19 protein-coding genes are annotated in these 19692 nt (G+C 69.7%); 4 read left to right on the top strand and 15 right to left on the bottom strand.

Annotated features, from left to right (window positions below):
* Positions 1-64: 64 nt before the first annotated feature.
* The gene (locus BT341_RS12545) at positions 65-352 is read right to left on the bottom strand and encodes a WhiB family transcriptional regulator (RefSeq protein WP_161790928.1); all 288 of its coding nucleotides are present in this window, start codon (positions 350-352) and stop codon (positions 65-67) included.
* Between the two features lie 264 nt (positions 353-616).
* Here BT341_RS12545 and BT341_RS12540 point away from each other — a divergent pair, with 264 nt between their 5' ends.
* Complete coding sequence (locus BT341_RS12540) at positions 617-1378, top strand: site-2 protease family protein (RefSeq protein ID WP_072476461.1); 762 nt, start codon at positions 617-619, stop codon at positions 1376-1378.
* A gap of 27 nt (positions 1379-1405) precedes the next feature.
* Here the strand turns inward: BT341_RS12540 and BT341_RS12535 are convergent, their stop codons facing one another.
* The 3 genes from BT341_RS12535 to mshB are packed head-to-tail and all read right to left on the bottom strand — an operon-like array spanning position 1406 to position 3412.
* Positions 1406-2185, bottom strand: coding sequence for a hypothetical protein (locus tag BT341_RS12535; RefSeq protein ID WP_072476460.1), 780 nt, complete (start codon positions 2183-2185; stop codon positions 1406-1408).
* Positions 2178-2570, bottom strand: coding sequence for a hypothetical protein (locus BT341_RS12530; RefSeq protein ID WP_072476459.1), 393 nt, complete (start codon positions 2568-2570; stop codon positions 2178-2180). Before BT341_RS12530 ends, BT341_RS12535 begins: the two co-directional genes overlap by 8 nt.
* Positions 2567-3412 (bottom strand): N-acetyl-1-D-myo-inositol-2-amino-2-deoxy-alpha-D-glucopyranoside deacetylase, encoded by an 846-nt coding sequence (gene mshB, locus BT341_RS12525; protein WP_072476458.1) that lies wholly within the window; start codon positions 3410-3412, stop codon positions 2567-2569. The genes BT341_RS12530 and mshB overlap by 4 nt, the downstream gene beginning before the upstream one ends.
* A 112-nt stretch (positions 3413-3524) precedes the next feature.
* Between mshB and BT341_RS12520 the strand changes: the two genes are divergently transcribed.
* A complete protein-coding gene (locus BT341_RS12520; protein ID WP_072476457.1) occupies positions 3525-5306 on the top strand; it encodes an ABC transporter ATP-binding protein in 1782 nt (593 codons plus the stop codon).
* 47 nt (positions 5307-5353) lie between these two features.
* On the opposite strand, the gene BT341_RS12515 is transcribed toward BT341_RS12520, so the two are convergent.
* The 7 genes from BT341_RS12515 to typA form a co-directional block, all read right to left on the bottom strand.
* Positions 5354-5563: a hypothetical protein gene (locus BT341_RS12515; protein ID WP_072476456.1), complete on the bottom strand. Its 210-nt coding sequence runs from the start codon at positions 5561-5563 to the stop codon at positions 5354-5356.
* 197 nt (positions 5564-5760) lie between these two features.
* Positions 5761-6777 carry an ABC transporter permease gene (locus BT341_RS12510; RefSeq protein WP_072476455.1) on the bottom strand — a complete coding sequence of 339 codons (1017 nt, stop codon included), beginning with the start codon at positions 6775-6777 and terminating at the stop codon, positions 5761-5763.
* Between the two features lie 82 nt (positions 6778-6859).
* Entirely contained in the window at positions 6860-7789 is a 930-nt protein-coding gene (locus BT341_RS12505) for an ABC transporter permease (protein WP_143168539.1), read from the bottom strand.
* Entirely contained in the window at positions 7782-8798 is a 1017-nt protein-coding gene (locus BT341_RS12500; protein ID WP_072476453.1) for an ABC transporter permease, read from the bottom strand. Before BT341_RS12500 ends, BT341_RS12505 begins: the two co-directional genes overlap by 8 nt.
* 186 nt (positions 8799-8984) lie before the next feature.
* Complete coding sequence (locus tag BT341_RS12495) at positions 8985-10796, bottom strand: ABC transporter family substrate-binding protein (RefSeq protein ID WP_072476452.1); 1812 nt, start codon at positions 10794-10796, stop codon at positions 8985-8987.
* A 285-nt stretch (positions 10797-11081) separates the two neighbouring features.
* On the bottom strand, positions 11082-12818 hold the full coding sequence (locus tag BT341_RS12490) for an ABC transporter family substrate-binding protein (protein WP_072476451.1): 1737 nt from the start codon (positions 12816-12818) through the stop codon (positions 11082-11084).
* A 380-nt stretch (positions 12819-13198) separates the two neighbouring features.
* Positions 13199-15124 (bottom strand): translational GTPase TypA, encoded by a 1926-nt coding sequence (gene typA / locus BT341_RS12485; RefSeq protein WP_072476450.1) that lies wholly within the window; start codon positions 15122-15124, stop codon positions 13199-13201.
* Between the two features lie 194 nt (positions 15125-15318).
* Between typA and BT341_RS45245 the strand changes: the two genes are divergently transcribed.
* Positions 15319-15468 carry a hypothetical protein gene (locus BT341_RS45245; protein ID WP_177328791.1) on the top strand — a complete coding sequence of 50 codons (150 nt, stop codon included), beginning with the start codon at positions 15319-15321 and terminating at the stop codon, positions 15466-15468.
* Here BT341_RS45245 and BT341_RS12480 read toward each other — a convergent pair.
* Positions 15465-15764, bottom strand: coding sequence for a YciI family protein (locus BT341_RS12480; protein WP_072476449.1), 300 nt, complete (start codon positions 15762-15764; stop codon positions 15465-15467). The two genes, BT341_RS45245 and BT341_RS12480, sit on opposite strands and share 4 nt — an antisense overlap.
* A gap of 213 nt (positions 15765-15977) precedes the next feature.
* Between BT341_RS12480 and trpS the strand changes: the two genes are divergently transcribed.
* Positions 15978-16943 carry a tryptophan--tRNA ligase gene (gene trpS / locus BT341_RS12475; protein ID WP_072476448.1) on the top strand — a complete coding sequence of 322 codons (966 nt, stop codon included), beginning with the start codon at positions 15978-15980 and terminating at the stop codon, positions 16941-16943.
* Here the strand turns inward: trpS and BT341_RS12470 are convergent.
* The 3 genes from BT341_RS12470 to BT341_RS12460 form a co-directional block, all read right to left on the bottom strand.
* On the bottom strand, positions 16936-17325 hold the full coding sequence (locus tag BT341_RS12470) for a (deoxy)nucleoside triphosphate pyrophosphohydrolase (RefSeq protein WP_072476447.1): 390 nt from the start codon (positions 17323-17325) through the stop codon (positions 16936-16938). The genes trpS and BT341_RS12470 overlap by 8 nt on opposite strands.
* A gap of 183 nt (positions 17326-17508) precedes the next feature.
* Entirely contained in the window at positions 17509-18831 is a 1323-nt protein-coding gene (locus BT341_RS12465; protein ID WP_072476446.1) for a sensor histidine kinase, read from the bottom strand.
* Positions 18828-19544, bottom strand: coding sequence for a response regulator transcription factor (locus BT341_RS12460; RefSeq protein WP_072476445.1), 717 nt, complete (start codon positions 19542-19544; stop codon positions 18828-18830). The genes BT341_RS12465 and BT341_RS12460 overlap by 4 nt, the downstream gene beginning before the upstream one ends.
* Positions 19545-19692: the final 148 nt, after the last annotated feature.

Below are 19692 nucleotides of genomic sequence, written 5' to 3'. Positions count from 1 at the left end.
AACCCACGCCGTGTCCACCACGCGGAATCACCGGTGACGGCAGGCACCACCGGTGATTCCGCCTTCAGACGGCTCGTTTCTTCAGCTTCCGGCGCTCCCGCTCGGACAGACCGCCCCAGATGCCGAAGCGCTCGTCGTGGGCCAGCGCGTATTCAAGGCACTCGTCCTTGACCTCGCAGCCCAGGCAGATGCGCTTGGCTTCGCGGGTGGAGCCGCCCTTCTCGGGGAAGAACGCTTCCGGGTCCGTCTGCGCGCACAGGGCGCGTTCCTGCCAATCCTGCTCTTCTTCGGTGGCATCGATGAGCTCGGTGAGATCTCCCAGAGCCTGCTCCGGGATCTCGCCCCAACTCATGACGTGCCCCCATTCCTTCCCATCGGCTTCCAACCGCACGTCCGCCTCCTCGCTCCCTAGCACTCCCCAGGCTGGCGGTGGTGAAACGACACTCGCCGTCCCCTCTCGGCGGCGAATGACATCACTGTGATTACACCCGTGTAGTGCGGTCAGGTCAAGCGGAGTAGCGAGTTCGGGGGACGTTCCGGCCCGATCGCGCAAGGGGACACGCCGGTAACTTCACACCGGGCATACGGAAGACTGGGACCCGTGCAGAAGTCAGCAGTGCGCCCCAGCCCGGTCTTCCTCGGCATCCTCGCGCTCACCACCGTCGGCGGCGTGATGGCCGCCTTCGGCGACATCAACACCGTTTTCGTCCGCGACCGCGATCCGCTGCTCGTGGCAGGCGTCGTGATCTTCGTCGCCGCCGGCTGGGTGGCGTCGCTGTCGCTGCACGAGTTCGGGCACGCGATGGTCGCCTACCGCGGCGGCGACTACAGCGTCGCCCACAAGGGTTACCTCAGTCTCGACGTCCGGAAGTACACCGATCCCGTTCTGTCGATCGTGCTTCCGCTGATCTTCCTCGTCATCGGCGGCATCCCGCTGCCGGGCGGCGCGGTCTGGATCAACCGGGGCGCGCTGCGCAGCCGCGGGACGTCGTCGTGGGTGTCGCTGGCCGGGCCGCTGAGCAACCTCGCCGTCGGCGCGGCGCTGGCGCTGGTCGTGTCGCTGGTCCCGATGTCCGGCGGCCTGGTGATCGCGATGTCCTACCTGGCACTGCTGCAGATCGTGACGTTCATCCTCAACATCCTGCCGATCCCGGGCCTCGACGGCTGGGGCGCGATCGAGCCGTACCTGCCGCCGCAGGCGCGGGCGTTCGGCGCGCAGGTGCGCCCGTGGGCACCGATCATCCTGTTCGCGGTCCTGTGGCTGTTCCGCCCGGCGAACAATGCGCTCTGGGACGGCGCGTACGCGCTCTTCGGCGCCTTCGGGGGCTATGTGGACGGTGCCCAGATCGGGTTCAGCGTCTTCCGGTTCTGGAACTGAGGTTGGGGCCGGGCGCCGCGCGGGAAGTCAGGTGCGGCGCTCGGTCAGCCAGACGTGTGCGCGTTTCCAGACCTTCTTCAAGCCCGACCGCTCGCCGAAGTAGTCGCCCGCCGCGCCGACGATCGGCAGCATGCCGACCGCGCGGTGGAGGAAGTTGCCGTGCGGGCGCTTCTCCAGCTCCTCGGTGATGCCGTACAACGCGCGCCCGAGGCGCCACAGTGTGCCGGCCGCCGCCTTGATCGTCGCCTTGCCGTGCTTCTTCTCCGACGCCGTCAGCTCTTCGGTCAGCTTCGCCGCTTCGTCCGCCTCCGCGGCTTCGTCATGGTCCGCGTGCTTGCCGGCCGCGAGGTCCGCGTCGATCTCGCGGTCGAAGAGCGCCCACGCGATGAGCCGCACCCGCGTGCCGACGTCCGTCACGCCGTACTCGCCGGCGATCGCGCACAACAGCAGTCCCTGTGACGCCGCGCCCAGCGCGTCCTGCACCGGCAGCCGGTCGGCCAGCGCGCCGCCCAGGCCCGGGATCGCCGTCAGCAGCGCCGTGAAGCGGCCGACGCGGTTCATCCACCAGCTCGACCGGTCGTAGCCCGTCATCCGCGCCCACGCGGCCGTGCCGGGCACCTTCACCGACGTCAGCCCGTGGATCAGCTTGGCCTTCAGCCCGGACTCGACCCCGGCGAGGTCGTCGCGGGCCCGCGCCTGCAGGCCGAACGGGTCGGACTCGCGCAGCGCGTCGAGCACCGGCCCGCACGCCCGCACGAACGGCCGCAGCACGGCCACGACCTGCTTGTCGGAAATCGCCTCAGCCACGTCCCGGTTTCCTTCCCGCCGCGCGGCCGAGCCCGCCGCCGAGCACCATCGCGCCCGGCAGCGCGCTCGCGCCGAGCAGCACCAGCGCGCGCCAGTCCTGGATCAGCACCAGGTCGCCGCCCGGGCCCAGCATCCCGACCCCGAACACGACGACCACCCACACCGCCAGGGGTACCCAGGAAAGGCCCGGCCGCACCAGCTTGGCCGTCGTCGACACGAGCCACGGCGTGGTGAGCGCGCCGACGAGCACCGTCACCGGCACCGGCACGACCCCGATCCGCAGCGGCAGGAAGAACAGCTCCAGCACGGCCAGCAGCACGGTGTCGGCGACGAGCAGCAGCAGGAACAGCCTCTGCTCCCACGTCAGCGGCCCGGGCACGGTCACAGCCCGCCGAACAGGTCGTCCGCGGCACCCTCGGCCGGCCCGTGGGCCAGGACGAAGGTGTCGCGCGCCGGGATGGGCTGGGCGAGCCGGTTCGTCAGCGCGAAGTACGGCACGTCCCCGTCGACCACGGCCAGCTGCGTCGCGTGCGCGCGCAGTGCCGCCAGCTTCGCCGGGAGGTACGCGGTGACGTCGAGCACCGTCGTGATCTCCTCGTCCGGTGTCGCGGGCAGCTCGTCGTCGTCCGGCACGGTGAACGTCACGCCGTCGCGGGCACGCAGCGCGGCCAGCCCGGCACGCACCGCGTCCCTCGACGTCACGGTGTGGAACACGCGCGCCACCGACGCCGCCCGCGGCGCGGCCGCCATGGTGATCTCGTGCGCGCGGATGTGGTCCGGGTGGCCGTAGCCGCCGAAGGCGTCGTAGGTGACGACGACCTGGGGCCGCACCTCGTCGAGGATCTCCGCCAGCTGCGCGGCCTGCTCGCCGGCGGAGCCGCCGGTGAACGCCCGCGGGTGCGCCGCCGCCGGCGTGCCCGCCATGCCCGAGTCCCGCCACCGGCCGATCCCGCCCAGGTAGCGATGCCGTGACACCCCCAGCGCGGCACAGGCGGCCTTCAGCTCGGCGACGCGGTAGCCGCCCAGCTGGTCGGCGGCCCAGGCACCCAGCCCGGCCAGCTCCGCCAGGTCCGGCATGATCTCGCCCTCTTCGCCCAGCGTGCAGGTCACCACGGTCACCTCGGCGCCTTCGGCGGCGTATCGTGCGATCGTGGCGCCGGTGGTGATGCTCTCGTCGTCGGGATGGGCGTGGACGAGCAGCAGCCTGCGCGGTACCGGGGAGATCACGGCTTGAGCGTAATTCCCGTGCTCCGACCTTAGTCGGGGACACCCTCGGTTATCCTCGCGCGAGTCGCGACCGCCGCGTCGCGCCTCGTTGTACCCCCACGAAGGGCATCTGGTGAGCACTGAAGCAACTTCGGCGGACGTCGCCGGCGTGTCAGGATCGGTCCTGTCCATTTCCGACCTCAGCGTGTCGTTCCGGACCGAAGACGGCGTCGTCGACGCGGTCAAGGGCATCGGGTTCGACGTGCAGCCCGGCGAGATCGTCGCGGTGGTCGGGGAGTCCGGGTCCGGCAAGTCCGTGACGTCGATGTCGGTGCTGGGCCTGCTGCCCAAGACCAGCAAGATCGCCGGCGAACTGCGTCTCGGCGAACGCAACCTGGCCAGCCTCTCCGAGAAGGAGAAGCGGAAGATCCGCGGCAACGAGGTCGCGATGATCTTCCAGGAGCCGATGACCGCGCTGAACCCGGTCTACACGGTCGGCTGGCAGCTGCGCGAGGCGCTGCGCGCGCACCTGGACATCTCGAAGGCCGCCGCGGACAAGCGCGCGATCGAGCTGCTCGACATGGTCGGCATCCCGAACCCGCCGCTGCGGTTCAAGCAGTACCCGCACCAGCTCTCGGGCGGCCTGCGCCAGCGCGTCGTCATCGCCATGGCGATCGCGTGCGACCCGAAGGTCATCATCGCCGACGAGCCGACCACCGCGCTCGACGTCACGGTCCAGGCCGAGATCCTGGGCCTGCTGCGCAAGCTGCGGGACACCCTCGACACGGCGATCGTGCTGATCACCCACGACATGGGCGTCGTCGCCGACATGGCCGACCGCGTCATCGTGATGTACCAGGGCGAGATCGTCGAAGAGGCGCCGGTGCGCGAGCTGTTCGCGTCGCCGAAGGAGGACTACACCCGGCGGCTGCTCGCCGCGGTGCCGGTGCTCGGCCAGCGTCCCGAGGGGCGTCGCCTGCTCGACGACGCCGGCATCGCCACCGACAGCACCGAGGCGGCCAAGATCGCCGAGGAGATCCGGCTGGCCGACGAAGAGCTCGAGGCCGTGATCGAGGAGGCCGCGCCGGCCCTGGAGATCAAGAACCTGGTGCTCGAGTACCCCGGCCGCCGCGGCCAGAGCAAGAACCGCGCGGTGGACGACGTCTCGCTGACCATCGCCAAGGGCGAGATCGTCGGCCTGGTCGGCGAGTCCGGCTCGGGCAAGACGACGGTCGGCCGTTGCGCCATCCGCCTGCTCGACCCGACGTCGGGCACGGTGGCGATCGCGGGCAAGGACATCACGAAGATGTCGGCGAAGGAGCTTCGCCCGCTTCGCCGGTACTTCTCGATCGTGTTCCAGGACCCGGCGTCCACTCTGGACCCGAAGATGACGATCGGCGAGTCGATCGCCGAGCCGATGGTGCTGCACAAGGTGCTCTCCGGCAAGGCGCTGTCGGCGCGCGTCCGGTCGCTGCTCGACAAGGTCGAGCTGGGCGGGCACTACATGAATCGCTACCCGCACGAGCTCTCGGGCGGCCAGCGCCAGCGCGTGGCGATCGCGCGGGCCCTGTCGCTCGACCCGGCGCTGCTGATCGCGGACGAGCCGACGTCGGCGCTGGACGTGTCGGTGCAGGCCCGCGTGCTGGACCTGTTCCTGGACCTGCAGCAGTCGCTGCAGTTCGCGTGCCTGTTCATCAGCCACGACCTCGCGGTGGTCGACCTGCTGGCCGACCGCGTGGCGGTGATGCAGCACGGCAAGCTGGTGGAGGTCGGCACCCGCGACCAGGTGCTGCACTCGCCGCAGCAGGAGTACACGAAGCGCCTGTTGTCGGCGGCCCCGGTGGCGGACCCGGTGCTGCAGGCGGAGCGCCGCGCGGCCTGGGAGGCCGGCCGGCTGGCCCCGGTGGCCGACTGAGGCTCTGAAGACGGCTGAAGGCCGCCACCCGGCTCGGGTGGCGGCCTTCAGCCGTCTTCGAAGTCCGGGTCGTCCTCGTGGGGCTTCTCCGGGGCGTACTGCCGCAACTGACCGTCGCGGAGCATCCACAGCCGGAAGAACACCTCGTGCTGGTCCTGCAGGAGCAACTGGACGGCGTTGGGGCAGCGCCACGGCGCCTTCGCCACCCACGCGCGGACCGCGCCCAGATCAGCGTGGTTGAGCGCGCCGGCGAACACCGAGCACTCCGGGAACTTCCACCCGCCCCACGGCGGATCCTCGCCCTCGGTGAGATCGCGGAGGTAGCCACAGCCGCGCCGCCCAGCGTCACCCGCGGGGGCACGGGAGGAGCACCGAAGGGCCCCTTGGTTGCGTGTGGCGCACCGAAGGGCCCCTTGGGTGCGTGAGACGCACCGAAGGCCACATTGGGGCGCTTCTAGCCCACGCGGATTCTCGGGTCCAGGATGCCGTACAGCAGGTCCGCGAGCAGGTTCGCCAGCACCACGCTCGTCGCGATCACCACCAGCCAGCCCATCAGGACCTGCGGGTCGTTCTTGTTGACCGCCTCCACCAGCAGCGTGCCCATGCCGTGCCAGTTGAACACCGTCTCGGTGATGATCGCGCCCGTCACCGTGGCGCCGAAGTTCACCGAAAACAACGTCATCACCGGGATCAGGGCGTTGCGGAACGCGTGGCGCCAGATCACGCGGCTGTTCGAGACGCCCTTCGCGCGCGCGGTGCGTACGTAGTCGGCGCCCAGGACCTCCAGCATCGACGCCCGCTGGAAGCGGCTGTACGCCGCGAACGTGATCGCCATGATCGACAGCGTCGGCAGCAGGAACGCGCCGACGTACTTCGCCAGCGCGTCGCCGACGCCGGTCGCCGAGAGGCTCTCCGGGCTCGTCGTGCGCAGCCACGGGTCGCCGAGGACGTCGGCCAGGCCCAGTTCGCGCACCCAGATGTTCGCGCGGATCGCGTAGCCCTTGAGGACGATCGCGATGCAGAAGATCGGCATCGAGAACATCAGGAACGCCAGCGTCGTCGCGATGTAGTCCCAGATCGAGTACTGCTTGACCGCGGCGAGGACCCCGACCAGCACCCCGAAGAACAGCGCCAGCACGGACGCCGCCAGCACCAGTTCGAGCGTGACCCGGAACGCCGCCATCACCTTCGGCGCCACCGGCTGCAGCGCGTTGCCCTGCGCGATGGAGATCCCCCAGTCGCCGGTCAGGAAGTGGCCGAGCCAGGTGAAGTACCGCGCGATGACGCTCTGGTCGAGGCCGAGCCGGTGCTCGGTGTCGGCGATCGCCGCCGCGCTGATGCCGGGTTTGCTCCGCAGCTCCCCGAGCGGGTCGCCCGTGTTGGCCACCATGACGAAGCAGAGGAACGTGCCGACCAGCAGGACCGGCACCGAAATGGCCAGCCGGCGGAGCACGTAGAGCACGAGATTCATCCGAAACCCCCAGTTCCGGCAATCTCCGCGCCTGAAACGAACGCGGGGGCGACCGGATCCCGGTCACCCCCGCGTCACGCGTTCAGGCCTTCATTCTCCGCTGACGCGGGTCGAAGGCGTCGCGAAGACCGTCACCGATGAAGTTGATCGTCAGTGAAATCAGCACGAGCACGACGAACGGGCCGAAGAACAGCGCCGGCCGCGTCTGCAGCTGGGCGTAGTTCTCCAGGATGACGCGGCCGAGCGAGGTGTCCGGCAGCTGGACACCGAGGCCGATGAACGACAGCGCGGCTTCCGCCAGCACGGCCTGCGCGACCGCGAGGGTCGCGTTGACCGTGATGCTGCCGACCATGTTCGGCACCAGGTGCTTGAAGATGATCCGGAACGTGCCGGCACCCGAAGCGCGAGCCGCGTCGACGAACTCGCGCTGGGACAGCGACATCGCTTCGGCGCGGGTGATGCGGGCGATCTGCATCCAGCCGAACGCCGCCAGCACCAGCGCGACGATGTACCAGGAGCCGCTCCCGAACACCTTCGCCAGGATGGCCGCCGCGGCGATCTGCGGGATGATCAGGAACAGGTCCGTCACCCGCGAGACCGCCGAGTCGGTGAACCGGCGCAGGTAGCCCGCCATGGCGCCGAGAACGACACCGACGACCGTCGACAGGATCGACACCGTGAGGGCGATCAGCAGCGAGAACTGGGTGCCGCGCAGGATCTGCGACACCATGTCCTTGCCGACCTGGGTGGTGCCCAGCGGGAACTCGCCGCTCGGCTTGGCGAACGACGGGAACGAGCTGTCCTCGTAGCTGTGCTTCCAGAAGATCGGCATGATGATGCTGAGCAGCACGATCAGCACCAGCACGGCGGTCGACACCATGGCCAGCTTGTGGTGCAGGAACTTCCGGAGGACCAGCTTGCCCTGACTCCGGGGTTCGGGCAGGCTCTCCGCGGGCAGGGTGCCGTCCGCGGCCGCGGTCTCGCTCGCGAGAAGAGAGTTCAAGTCAGCCAACGCGAATCCTCGGGTCCAGGATGCCGTACATCATGTCGGCGATCAGGTTGGCGACGATCACGCTGGTGGCGATCACCACGAGCCAGCCCATCATCACCTGAGTGTCGTTCTTCGAGACCGCTTCCACCAGCAATGTGCCCATACCGTGCCAGTTGAACACGGTTTCGGTGATGATCGCGCCGGCGAGCACCGAGCCGAAGTTCACCGAGAACAACGTGGTCACCGGGATCAGGGCGTTGCGGAACGCGTGCCGGAAGATGACCCGGCCGCTCGCCAGGCCCTTGGCGCGCGCGGTGCGCACGTAGTCCGAGCCCATGACCTCGAGCATCGAGGCACGCTGGAACCGGCTGTACGCGGCGAAGCTGATCGCCATGATCGAGAGCACCGGCAGCAGGTACGCGCCGATCGTGCTGGCTATGAAGTCGCCGACACCGTCGGTCTTCAGCTGCTCCGGGCTGGTCGTGCGCAGCCACGGGTTGCCGAGGACGTCGGAGAGGCCGAGGTCGCGGACCCAGCCGTTGATTTCGATCGCGTAGTTCTTGAGCACGATCGCCACGCAGAAGATCGGCATGGAGAACAGCAGGAAGGCCAGCGTGGTGGCGATGTAGTCGATGATCGAGTACTGCTTCACCGCGGCGAGCACGCCGACGATGATGCCGATGATCAACGCGAGGATCTCGGCACCGACGACCAGCTTGAAGGTGACCGCGAAGGCGGCCATCACCTTGGGGGCGACCGGCGCGAGTGCGTTGCCCTGTGCGATGGACGTGCCCCAGTCACCCGTGAGGAAGTGCCCGAGCCACGAGAAGTAGCGCGGCACGATGCCCTGGTCCAGCCCCATCTTGTGGGAGAGGGCCTCGATGGCGTCCTTGCTCATCTGCGGGTTGTGGCGGAGCTCGCCCAGCGGGTCACCGGTGGCGGCGACCATCACGAACGACAAAAAGGTCCCGACCAGCAGGACGGGAATCGATATCGCCAGACGGCGAAGGATGTAGATCACCAGGTTCAACGAACTGCTCCTCATCCGGGCCTGGTCGTCAGAAGTGCGCTGGACCGCTACCCGGTTGTCTACCGTAGTGGCGGTAACCCTACGGTCAACAGCTACTTCCGGTGGGTACCGGGGCCCGGCTTGTGGCCGGACCCCGGTACCTCCCAGGTCATCTGGAGCGAGGGGAAAGAAGAGGCGGGACGAGCCCTACTTCTTCTGCTCCCACTCGCCGGCGTTCCAGAGCGCACCGTTGTACGACTGCATGTACACGCGGTCGATGCCCTTGAACGCCCACATGGACGGGGTCTGCCACAGCGGGATGGTCGCGTACTTGTCCGCGATCGCCTTGTCCGCGGCCTGGTAGCTCTGCGTCTTGACGGTCTCGTCGGTCGCCTTCACGGCCGCGTTGAACGCGTCGTCGATCTTCGGGTCGCAGAGGTTCTGGTAGTTCTGGTCACCGCCGTTGTTCGGGCAGACGTAGATCGAGCGCGACTGCGACTTGAACGGCGCGGAGGACCAGCCGAACAGCGCGACGTCGTAGTCACCGGTCGAGACGCGGCCACCCTTGAGGAAGTTGGCGTCGGTCTCGTCCTTGACCTCGATGCCGGCCGCCTTGGCCTGCGAGATGATGATCTCGACGGTCTGGCTGCGGCGCGAGTTCTGGTTGTGCGTGATCTTGAACGAGGCGCGCTGGCCGTTCTTGGCGAAGATGCCGTCGGCACCCTTCGTCCAGCCCGCGTCGGTCAGCGTCTTCGCCGCCGCCTCGGCACCCAGGCCCGCCTTGCTGCTGTACAGGTCGGTGTAACCCGGCTCACCCTGGAAGAACACGATCGAGTTCAGCGGAGCCGCGTCGGCCTGGACTTCCTTGAGCAGCTTGTCGACGATCGGCTTGCGGTCGACCGCCTCGAAGAACGCCTTGCGCAGCGCGTCGTCCTTGAACATGCGGTTGAACTGCAGGTCAAGGTGCTCGTAGGTGAGCTGCGGCGCGGAACCGTAGACCACACCCTGCGGCGCGAGGCTCTTCATCGTCTGGGCCGCGGTGGCGTCCGGCTGGGTCGACGCCGCGACGTCGATCTCGCCGTTCTGCAGCGCGGTCGCCATGGCCTTGGTGTCTTCCATGGCCTTCACGACGATCTTCGCCGGGCCGCCCTTGCCGCCCGCCCACTTCGGGTTCTTGACCAGCGTGACGGCCTTCTGGTTGGCGTCGAACGCGTCGATCATGTACGGGCCGGAGGCCGGCATGATCGACTTGTCGAAGCCCTTCCACTTGTTCGTCCAGAAGTCGCCGGCCTTGGACAGCTGGGCCGGGTCACCGTTCGGCGCGAGCTTGGTGATGTCCGCGATGCCGGTCTGCTTCTCGAGGATGTGCGCCGGCAGGATCTGGACGCCGCTGAACAGGCCCTTGTAGTCGAGGTACGGCTCGCTGTAGTCCGTCTCGAAGGTCAGGTTGTCCTTGCAGGTGGCGGTCTTGATCTTGTCGTAGCCGGTGGTCGAGGCCGCGTTGAACGGGTTCTTGCCGTCCGAGCCCTTCGCCTGGCCGCTTCCCGACAGCCACGCCAGGTAGAAGTCCTTGCAGTCGAACGGCGCGTCGTCGGACCACTTGAGGTTCGGCTTGATCTTGTACGTGACGACCTGCGGGTCCTTGGACGTCACGTCGACCGAGTCGAGGATGTCCTTGTTGAGCAGCACCTTGTTGTTGCCGTCGAGGACGAACGCGTCTTCGAGGACGGTGGTCAAGATGTAGGTGTTGTACGAGCTGTTGGTGTCCGGGGTGTTGTTGTTGTACCCGGAGTACCCGTCGTCGATCCCGACCGTGACCGTGCCGTCCCAGCCCTTGACGTCCGCGAGCTTGAACGAGTCACCCTGCTCGGCCTTGCCGACCGCCATCGCCTTGACGTCGGTCGACGAGCCGTTCTGGTCGGTGCTCCCCGAGCCCGAGTCGCCCCCGCTGCAGGCGCTCAGCAGCAGCGAAGCGCCTGCGACGAGCGACAAGGCGGAGACTGCTTTGGTTCTCCTCATGAAGTGTGCCCTCCTAGCACTGAGTCCCTGAATTGTGACAAGGACCCACACCGCTCCGGTTTGGTGCCGGAGCCTACGACACGCCAAGCGACACTCAACTGGCGCACTGCGGGAGCACGCTAGAAAGGAAAAGCACCGACAGTCACCAGTTCAGGGTCGATCGTGACCAAAGGGTGACTTCCAGCCGACATCCAGAAATACGACGGTTACCTCACGGATTCATGGCGTCCCACCCGAAGGCGTGCGTCAAGATCACCCGGTAGTACTGAATGCGTAGCCGAGCGATTACTTCGGGCCGCGAGTCCAGTTCACGGCCGACCCGAACGGGCCCACCATGGGGGGACCCGGCGTGACGCCCGAGATGCCCGATCCGATCGCCAGGGTGTCAGCCAGCTGGAACAGCGGGACCACCACGTTCTGACGCCAAAGTTCAGGCTCCAGGGTGGTGAGCGCCTCGGTGATCGGCGTCGAACCGGACAGCGCGGCGTCGATCGACGGCTGCAGCGCCGGATCGCAGAACCCCGCCGAATTGCCCGGTACGACGGGTTTCGCCGGATCGGCTCCGGTGGCGGTCTGCTCCAGGCGGCAGCCGAAGGTCGACGCGAGCACCGACGCCGTGTCGCCGCCCACCGCCTGCGGCACCACGGCGATGTCGACGCCGACGTTGCCCGCCGAGTCGCCGGCCGGCTGCTGGACCCCCGAGACGACCGGCATCGCGAGCAGGCCGCCGAACAGGTCACGCGGCTGCGGCGTGATCGCGTTGACCTCGATGCCCTGCGCGGCGAGCTGGCCGCTGAGCTCCTTGGCGATCGTCGCGTACGGCTCCTGCGTGCCCGGCGAGGCGATCACCAGCGAGAGGGCCTTGCCGTTCTTGCGCCAGGTGCCCGCGGTCTTGGTGTAGCCCGCCGCCTTCAGCGACTCCTCGGCCTTCGCGACGTCGGGTGCGGTCGGCGGGCCGGGCGGGATGGTCGCCGCGTAGCCCGGCACCGACGGCGCCTTCACCTGCGCGTCGGCGTGCAGCTGCGACGACGGGCCGCCGTTGACGCCTTCGGTGATCAGCTTGGCCCGGTCGATCAGCGCCGCGACGCCGGCACGCACCTGGGGATCGTGCAGCGTGGCGCTGACCGGGCGCAGCAGGATGTCGGCGACCAGCGGCCGGGCCACGGTGTGCAGCTGCACGGCGGGGCCGAGCTCGCCGAGCAGCTTGAGCTCGTCGCCGGTGGTCCTGGCCAGCGCGAACTGGTCGTTGCCGCTGCGCAGCGCGGCGAGCAGCGTGTTCTGGTCGGAGCGGCGCAGCACGATCCGGTCGATCGCGGCCGGCTTCTCCCAGTAGCGCTCGTTGCGCTCGAGGATGACCTCGCCGCGGGCGGTGTCGAGGCTCTTGATCGAGAACGGCCCGGCGACGGCCGGGAAGTTCGACGCGAGCGCGCCCCGCCAGCCGTCGGGCGCGTCCTTGAGCAGGTGGGCGGGCAGCAGGTCGGAGAACAGCGTCTGCCAGCCGGGGTACGGCTTGGCGAAGGTGACCTCGACGCGCTTGCCGCCTTCGCGGGACTGCAGGTCGGTGATCTGCCGGTAGCCGGCGGGCCCGATCACGCCGGGCTGGTCGCGCATCTGGGTGCGCAGGTAGTCGAAGTCCTCGGCGGCGATCGGCGCGCCGTCGGACCAGGACGCGTCCGGCCGGATGTCGTAGGCGACCACGAACGGCTGCTGCGAGACCACCTCGGCGGACTTCATGAGGTTCTTGTCCAGCTGGGTGCTGCCGTCGTCCTTCTGGCGGAACACCGAGGGCAGCAGCAGCTGCGACAACGCGGAGGTGGCCTGCGAGGAGTCGGCGAGGTTGTGCGGGTTGTACCCGCCCAGCACGTCGTCGACTCCGACGACGATCTGCGACGGCGTCTTGCCGGTGGTCGACGCGGGCGGCACCGACGAGGAGACGACCGGGGGCGGCGGGGTGTTCGAGCAGGCGGTGACCAGCACGGCCGCGAGTGCCAGTACCGGCACCGCCTTGCGATTCACCCGCACGCCCGTTCCTCCCAGGTTCCGCCGATCGGGTCAGCCATGCTCCCACGGCCGCGTCCGCGGCCGGAACCGAGATTCCCACACCCGGATCGGCCGGGCCCGGCGCCCCAAGGTGGCCGGTATCGAGAAGGACGCGGGGACGGCCGTCCGGGTTCCCGGACCGTTCCGGAACGGCGGAACGAACACGCGCCGGACACGGGACGGGATTCACCGGGTGGTGAACACCAGGCGCCGAGTCCCGCGGAACCCCTATAAAGATATAAGGAGAAGAACGGCGGAATTCGTGACTTCGCGTCGGCCGATCGTCCACCGACGGTGACCGCCGGGCCACGAAAAAACCTCCCGGCGGAGGCCGCCGGGAGGTTTTCACGCGCTGCGCGGGCTCAGTTGTTTTCGCGGCTCTTGGCCCGCGAACGCTCCTTGGCGCGGGTCGCGATGTCCAGCGTCACCTTCCGGACGCGCACGACGTCCGGGGCCACCTCGACGCACTCGTCGGCGGCGCAGAACTCCAGCGCCTCCTCCAGGCCCAGCTTGCGGGGCCGGGCGAGGCGCTCGAGCTCGTCACCGGTGGACGAGCGCATGTTGGTGAGCTTCTTCTCCTTGGTGATGTTGATGTCGAGGTCCTCCATGCGCGGGTTCTCGCCCACGACCATGCCCTCGTACACCTCGGCACCCGGCTCGACGAAGAACGTGCCGCGGTCGGCCAGCTGGATCATCGCGTACGCGGTGATCGGGCCGGACCGGTCGGCGACCAGCGAGCCGCTGTGCCGGGTGCGGATCTCGCCCGCCCACGGGAAGTAGCCCTCGAACACGTGGTTCGCGATGCCGGTGCCGCGGGTCTCGGTCAGGAAGTCGGTGCGGAAGCCGATCAGGCCGCGGGAGGGCAGCACGTAGATCAGCTTGATCCGGCCGGTGCCGTTGCCGCTCATGTCCTCCATGCGGCCCTTGCGGGACGCGAGCAGCTGCGTGATCGCGCCGAGGTGCTCCTCCGGCGAGTCGATGTAGAGGCGCTCGAACGGCTCGTGCAGCTTGCCGTCGATCGTGCGGAGCACCACCTGCGGCTTGCCGACGGTCAGCTCGAAGCCTTCGCGGCGCATCTGCTCGACGAGGATGGCCAGCGCGAGCTCGCCGCGGCCCTGGACCTCCCAGGTGTCCGGGCGCTCGGTCGGCAGGACGCGGATCGAGACGTTGCCGACCAGCTCCTGGTCGAGCCGGGCCTTGACCAGCCGCGCGGTGACCTTGTCGCCGCCGTTGCGCCCGGCCAGCGGCGAGGTGTTGACGCCGATGGTCATCGAGATGGCGGGCTCGTCGACGGTGATCCGGGGCAGCGCCACCGGGTTCTCCGCGTCGGCCAGCGTGTCGCCGATGGTGATCTCCGGGATGCCCGCGATCGCGACCAGCTCGCCCGCGGTGGCCTCGGTGGCCGGGACGCGGGTCAGCGCCTCGGTGACCAGCAGCTCCGAGATGCGGACGTTCTGCACCGAGCCGTCTTCGCGCATCCAGGCCACGGTCTGGCCCTTGCGGAGCTTGCCGGCGTGGATGCGGATCAGCGCGATGCGGCCGAGGAAGTTCGACGCGTCGAGGTTCGTGACCAGGGCCTGCAGCGGGGCGTCGAGGTCGGCGACGGGCGGCGGGACGTGCCGCAGCAGCGTCTCGAACAGCGGGTCGAGGTTCTCGCTGTCGGGCAGGCCGCCGTCCGCGGGCTGCTCCAGGCTCGCCTTGCCGGCGCGCGCCGAGGCGTAGACGACCGGGAGGTCGAGGATCGCGTCGAGATCGGCGTCCTCGATGTCGCCGGCCAGGTCCAGCAGCAGGTCGTGGGTCTCCTCGACGACCTCGGCGATGCGCGCGTCCGGCCGGTCGACCTTGTTGACCACCAGGATCACCGGCAGGCCGGCCTCCAGGGTCTTGCGCAGCACGAACCGGGTCTGCGGGAGCGGGCCCTCGGACGCGTCGACCAGCAGGACGACGCCGTCGACCATCGACAGGCCGCGCTCGACCTCGCCGCCGAAGTCGGCGTGGCCGGGGGTGTCGATGACGTTGATGGTGATCGGGCCGTCTTCGGTCTGGCGGCGGATCGAGGTGTTCTTCGCCAGGATCGTGATGCCCTTTTCCCGCTCCAGCTCACCGGAGTCCATCACGCGGTCGACGAGCTCGGCGCGCTCGGCGAAGGCGCCGGACTGGCGGAGCATCGCGTCCACCAGCGTGGTCTTGCCGTGGTCGACGTGGGCTACGATCGCGACATTGCGCAGGTCGGGCCGGGTCTTACCGGTCGGCCGGCCGGTTTCGACGGTAGCGCTGGCTGCGGGCACGCGGGAACTCCTGAACTTCAAGGGGTGGGTGGCCGCGTAAGCCCGTCAGGCATCCCGTGACCGGCTCTGGTCACACGCGGACCTCACCTAGTCTACCTGCCGCCCTCTTGTGAGCGGCCCCACGCCCCCTCTGCGGTTAGGCTGGCCTAACGTGGGAAACCGGTGACGGTTGCCGATCCGACAGGAGCGTGCGCGTGGGCAAGAAGCCGAAGGACCCGCGGAAGGTCGTGCGCAAGCTGATGAAGGCCGGCAAGGTCAAGAAGAAGTGCTGCCGGTCCAAGCCGCGCTGCAAGAAGTGCCCGGTGCTGGCGCTGAAGAAGGCGAAGCTCGAACTCGCCGCCTAGTGCGGGACGGCCTCGTTGATCTGCCGCAGCTCCGGCGCCGTCTTCGTCGGCGAGAACTCGATCACCTCGTACTGCGCCAGGTGCTTCACGGAAAACGGGTCGGTCGCCAGGATGGCGTCGAGCTTCCCGCGGGGCATCGGGCGCGTGATGATCACGCCGCCGGTGCGCGGGTTGCGCCGCCCGGACGCCAGAAAATGGCCGTGCTCGTACTGCTTGTTCAGCCATTCGACGTGGTCCGGGAGCGCGTAGTCGATTTCCTCGGTGGGGGCCGTGTAGTTCAGCAGGACGACATACATGTCTTGACGGTAACTCCGTTCGCGCGCTCGCGCGTCCGGACGATGCCAACTGTTGACGGACCCGGCTATAGTCGGGCCATGCACGCGCAGACCGCCAACTGGTGGCCGCCCTCGGCGGCCGTTTAGTCCTGCGCTGATCACCAGCGGCCGCCCCGGACGGGCGGCCTTTTTCGTGCCTTCTCCGGGGTGGGCCCTCCTCGGAAGGGAAGACACATGAGCAAGCTGTCCGGCATCACGCCGTCGGGTCACGTCCACCTCGGCAACTACCTCGGGGCCGTGCGGCGCTGGGCGCTCGAGGGCGGCGCCGACGACCTGTACTTCGTCGCCGACCTGCACGGCATGACGACCCCGCACAACCCGGCGAAACTCCGGTCGCTGGCGCACGAGCAGCTGGCGGTGCTGATCGCCGCCGGCATCGATCCCGAGCGGGTGTTCGTCCAGTCCGACCTGGCCCGCGAGCTCGGCGCGCTGACCTGGGTCCTGGAGTGCACCTGCAACTACGGCGAAGCGGCCAGGATGATCCAGTTCAAGGAGAAATCGAAAGGCCAGGCCGGGGTGCGGCTGTCGCTGCTGACCTACCCGGCGCTGATGGCCGCGGACATCCTGCTGCAGGGCGCGGACGAGGTACCCGTCGGTGAGGACCAGCGCCAGCACGTCGAGCTGACGCGGACGCTGGCCAAGCGGTTCAACGGCACCTACGGCGAGGTCTTCACGATCCCGCGCGCGGTGCTGCCGCCCGCGGGCGCCCGCGTCAAGGACCTCGCCGACCCGACGCGCAAGATGTCGAAGTCGTCGCGCGACGGCGCGGGCGTGGTGTACGCGCTCGACGAGCCCGACCAGATCCGGCGCAAGATCCGCCGCGCGGTCACCGACGGCGGCTCGGTGCCGGTGCACGCCCCGGACACCCGGCCCGGGATGGCGAACCTCCTGGAGATCCTGGCCGCCTGCCGGGGCGGCTCGCCGGCGGAGCTGGCTTCGGAGTTCTCTTCCTACGGTGCGGTGAAAGACGCCGTCGCCGATGCCGTGATCGAGGAGCTGCGGCCGTTGCGGGAACGGGCGTTGTCCCTGCTGGACGACGTCGCGGAGCTGGACCGGGTGCGCAAGGCGGGCGCGGAGCGGGCCCGGGAGCGCGGCTCGCACCGGGTCGACGCGGCGTTGCGGATGATCGGGGCTAATTGAGCAGTTCGCGGAAGGCGGGCAGCAGGAGACGGTCGGCGGGCAGCCAGTCGACGTCGTCGAGGTCGTCGGGCCCGAGCCAGCGCACGGCTCGGTGCTCGACGGCCCGCGGCTCCTCGCCGGGGGAAACGAGCTTCGCGGCGTAGATCCGCAGGACCTTGCCGCCGGGCAGCGGGACGTCTTCCCCGACCCGCGCGCCGACCTCGATGACGACGTCGAGTTCCTCGCTGCACTCGCGGGCCAGGGCGAAGGCCTCGGACTCGCCGTCCTCGACCCGCCCGCCGGGCAGCTCCCACTGCCCCGCGTGCCCGGGCGGCCAAGCACGCTGCTGGGCGAGCAGCTTGCCGTCACGCACCAGGGCGGCACCCACGATCACACCGTTCACAGCCCCGGAATCTACCCGGAAGCCCGGATCCCTCGCCCGCGGCAGCCTCCTCCCCGGCCGGTCCGGCAGTGACCAGGTCAAGCGCCCCAATGTGGCCTTCGGTGCGTCTTGCGCACCCAAGGCGGCCCTCGGTGCGTCTTGTGCACCCAAGGCCGCCTTGGGGCGCTTGGGGGCTGGGTGCGGTCAGGCTGGCGACTTCCCCGGTGCCGCGCGCCAGACGACCACGAACCGGGCGCCGCCGTCCGGGGACTCGCCCACCTGGACCCGGCCGCCGCGCCTGCGGACCGCCTCCGCCACCATCGCCAGCCCCAGGCCTGTGCCGCCCGAGGATCGGGCGCGGTCGTCCGCGATGCGGTAGAACCGGTCGAACACCTTCTCGCGGTGCTCCGGCGCGATGCCCGGGCCGTCGTCGTCGACCACCAGCCGCACCGACGACCGCGACGCCAGCACCGACACCACGATCTCGCCGCGCGCGTAGCGGCACGCGTTGCGCAGCAGGTTGTCCAGCACCAGCTCCACCTCCGCGTGCGTAGCCGACGCCCACGCCTGCGGGACCGCCGTGCTCACCCGCGTCTCCGGCGCCCCCGCCGGCAGCCGGGCCACGGCCGAGCGGACCTCGCTGACCAGCTCGACCGGCGAAGCGGGCGGCACCTCGCCCGCGTCCGAGCGGGCCAGCGACAACAGCCCGTCCAGCAACGACGACAGCCGCTCGGCCTCGGTGAGGATGTCCGACAGCGTCTCCTGCGCCAGCTCCGGATCCGGGTTGGCCACAGCCACCTCCGCCTGCACCCGGATCGACGCGACCGGCGAACGCAGCTCGTGCGCGGAGTCGCCGGTGAAGCGCCGCAGCCGTTCGCTGGCCTGCTCCTGCCGTTCCAGCAGCGCGTTGAACTCCTCCGCCAGCGCGCGCAGCTCGTCGTGCGAGTCCGGCAGCGCCAGCCGCGCCCCCCGTGGCAGCGAACGCACCGAGCCGCGCATCCGCGCCACCGGCCGCAGCGCCAACCGCACCACCAGCCACGTCGCGAACCCCGCGACCAGCGCGCCCGCAGACGCCACGACCACGAGCCACACGCCGCCGTAGTGCACCGCGGCGGAGAAGCCGACCAGACCGGCCCCCGCGACGACCAGCCGTTGCGACCCGTCGGGCGCGCTGACGACCGTGCCGAGGTACCGCGCGCCGTCGCGCTGCACCGGCTGTCCCGCCTTCAGCGCCGAGACGTCCGCCGGGCCGAGGCCGACCGGGGTGCCGCCGTCCACCGGCGTGCCCGCGATGTCCAGCACCCGCAGCGTCACCGGGGCCGCACCGGACAGCGGCCGCCCGGCGCTCACCTCGGCGCCCGCCGGGCCGAGCGCGCCGGACAGCTCGCGGTCGACCGAGCCGATGAGCAGCGGCGAAAGCTTGGCCGCCGCGAGCGCGGCCAGGCCGAGCAGGCAGGCCAGGGTGATCGTCGCGGCCAGCACGGTGATCCGGGCCTGCAGCGTCCGGCCGCGCCACCAGGAGATCACGGGGTGATGACCTCGTCGAGCTGCGCGTCGGAGGCCAGGTAGCCGTGGCCGCGCACGGTCCGCAGCAGCGCGCCGGCGCCGACCGCGTCGAGCTTGCGCCGCACGTACCCGACGTACACCTCGACGAGGTTGCGCGTCACGGCCTGCTCCTCGCCCCAGACCGCGCGCAGCAGCTCGTCCTTCGTGACGACCGTGCCCGCCCGGCCGACGAGGACTTCCAGGAGCGCGAACTCGCGCGGGCTCAGCCCGACCTCCTGGCCGTTCCAGTGCACCTGGCGCAGCCCGCGGTCGACTTCCAGCGCCCCGAGCCGCAGCGTGCCGCGGCCCGCTTCCGGCCCGGCGCGGCGCAGCACCGCGCGGACCTGTGCGACCAGCACCACGAAGGAGAACGGCTTGACGAGGTAGCCGTCGGCGCCGAGGTCGAGCCCGTCGGCCTGGTCGATCTCGCCGTCCTTGGCCGAGACGAGCAGCACCGGCGTCGTCACGCCGTCCTTGCGCAGCCGCTCCAGCACGCGGTAGCCGGACAGGCCGGGCAGCATGATGTCGAGCAGGATCACGTCGAACGAGCCGGTGCTCGCCAGCTGCAGCCCGGTGGGGCCGTCGGCGGCGGTGACCACGTCCATGTCCTCCGCGCGCAGCCCGCGCTGCAGCGCCTTCCGCACGCCCGGTTCGTCGTCGACCACCAGCACCCGAGGTTTCACGCCGTTCATCATGGCCGGTTCGTGCAGGTCCCGCGTCAGCTCTCAGCACGATCTCAGCCGGAGAGCGAGAACCTTCAGTGGTATCTCAGTCTCGAGAGGGAAGCGTCGGTGGCGGGAAGCCGGGCACACTCGAGCCCGGGAACACCACAGGGAGAGACGC

The sequence above is a fragment of the Amycolatopsis australiensis genome, assembly GCF_900119165.1.
GTDB lineage: Bacteria > Actinomycetota > Actinomycetes > Mycobacteriales > Pseudonocardiaceae > Amycolatopsis > Amycolatopsis australiensis.
The sequence above is the reverse complement of the archived record's forward strand: the minus strand, read 5'-3'. Positions and strand labels throughout refer to the sequence as shown.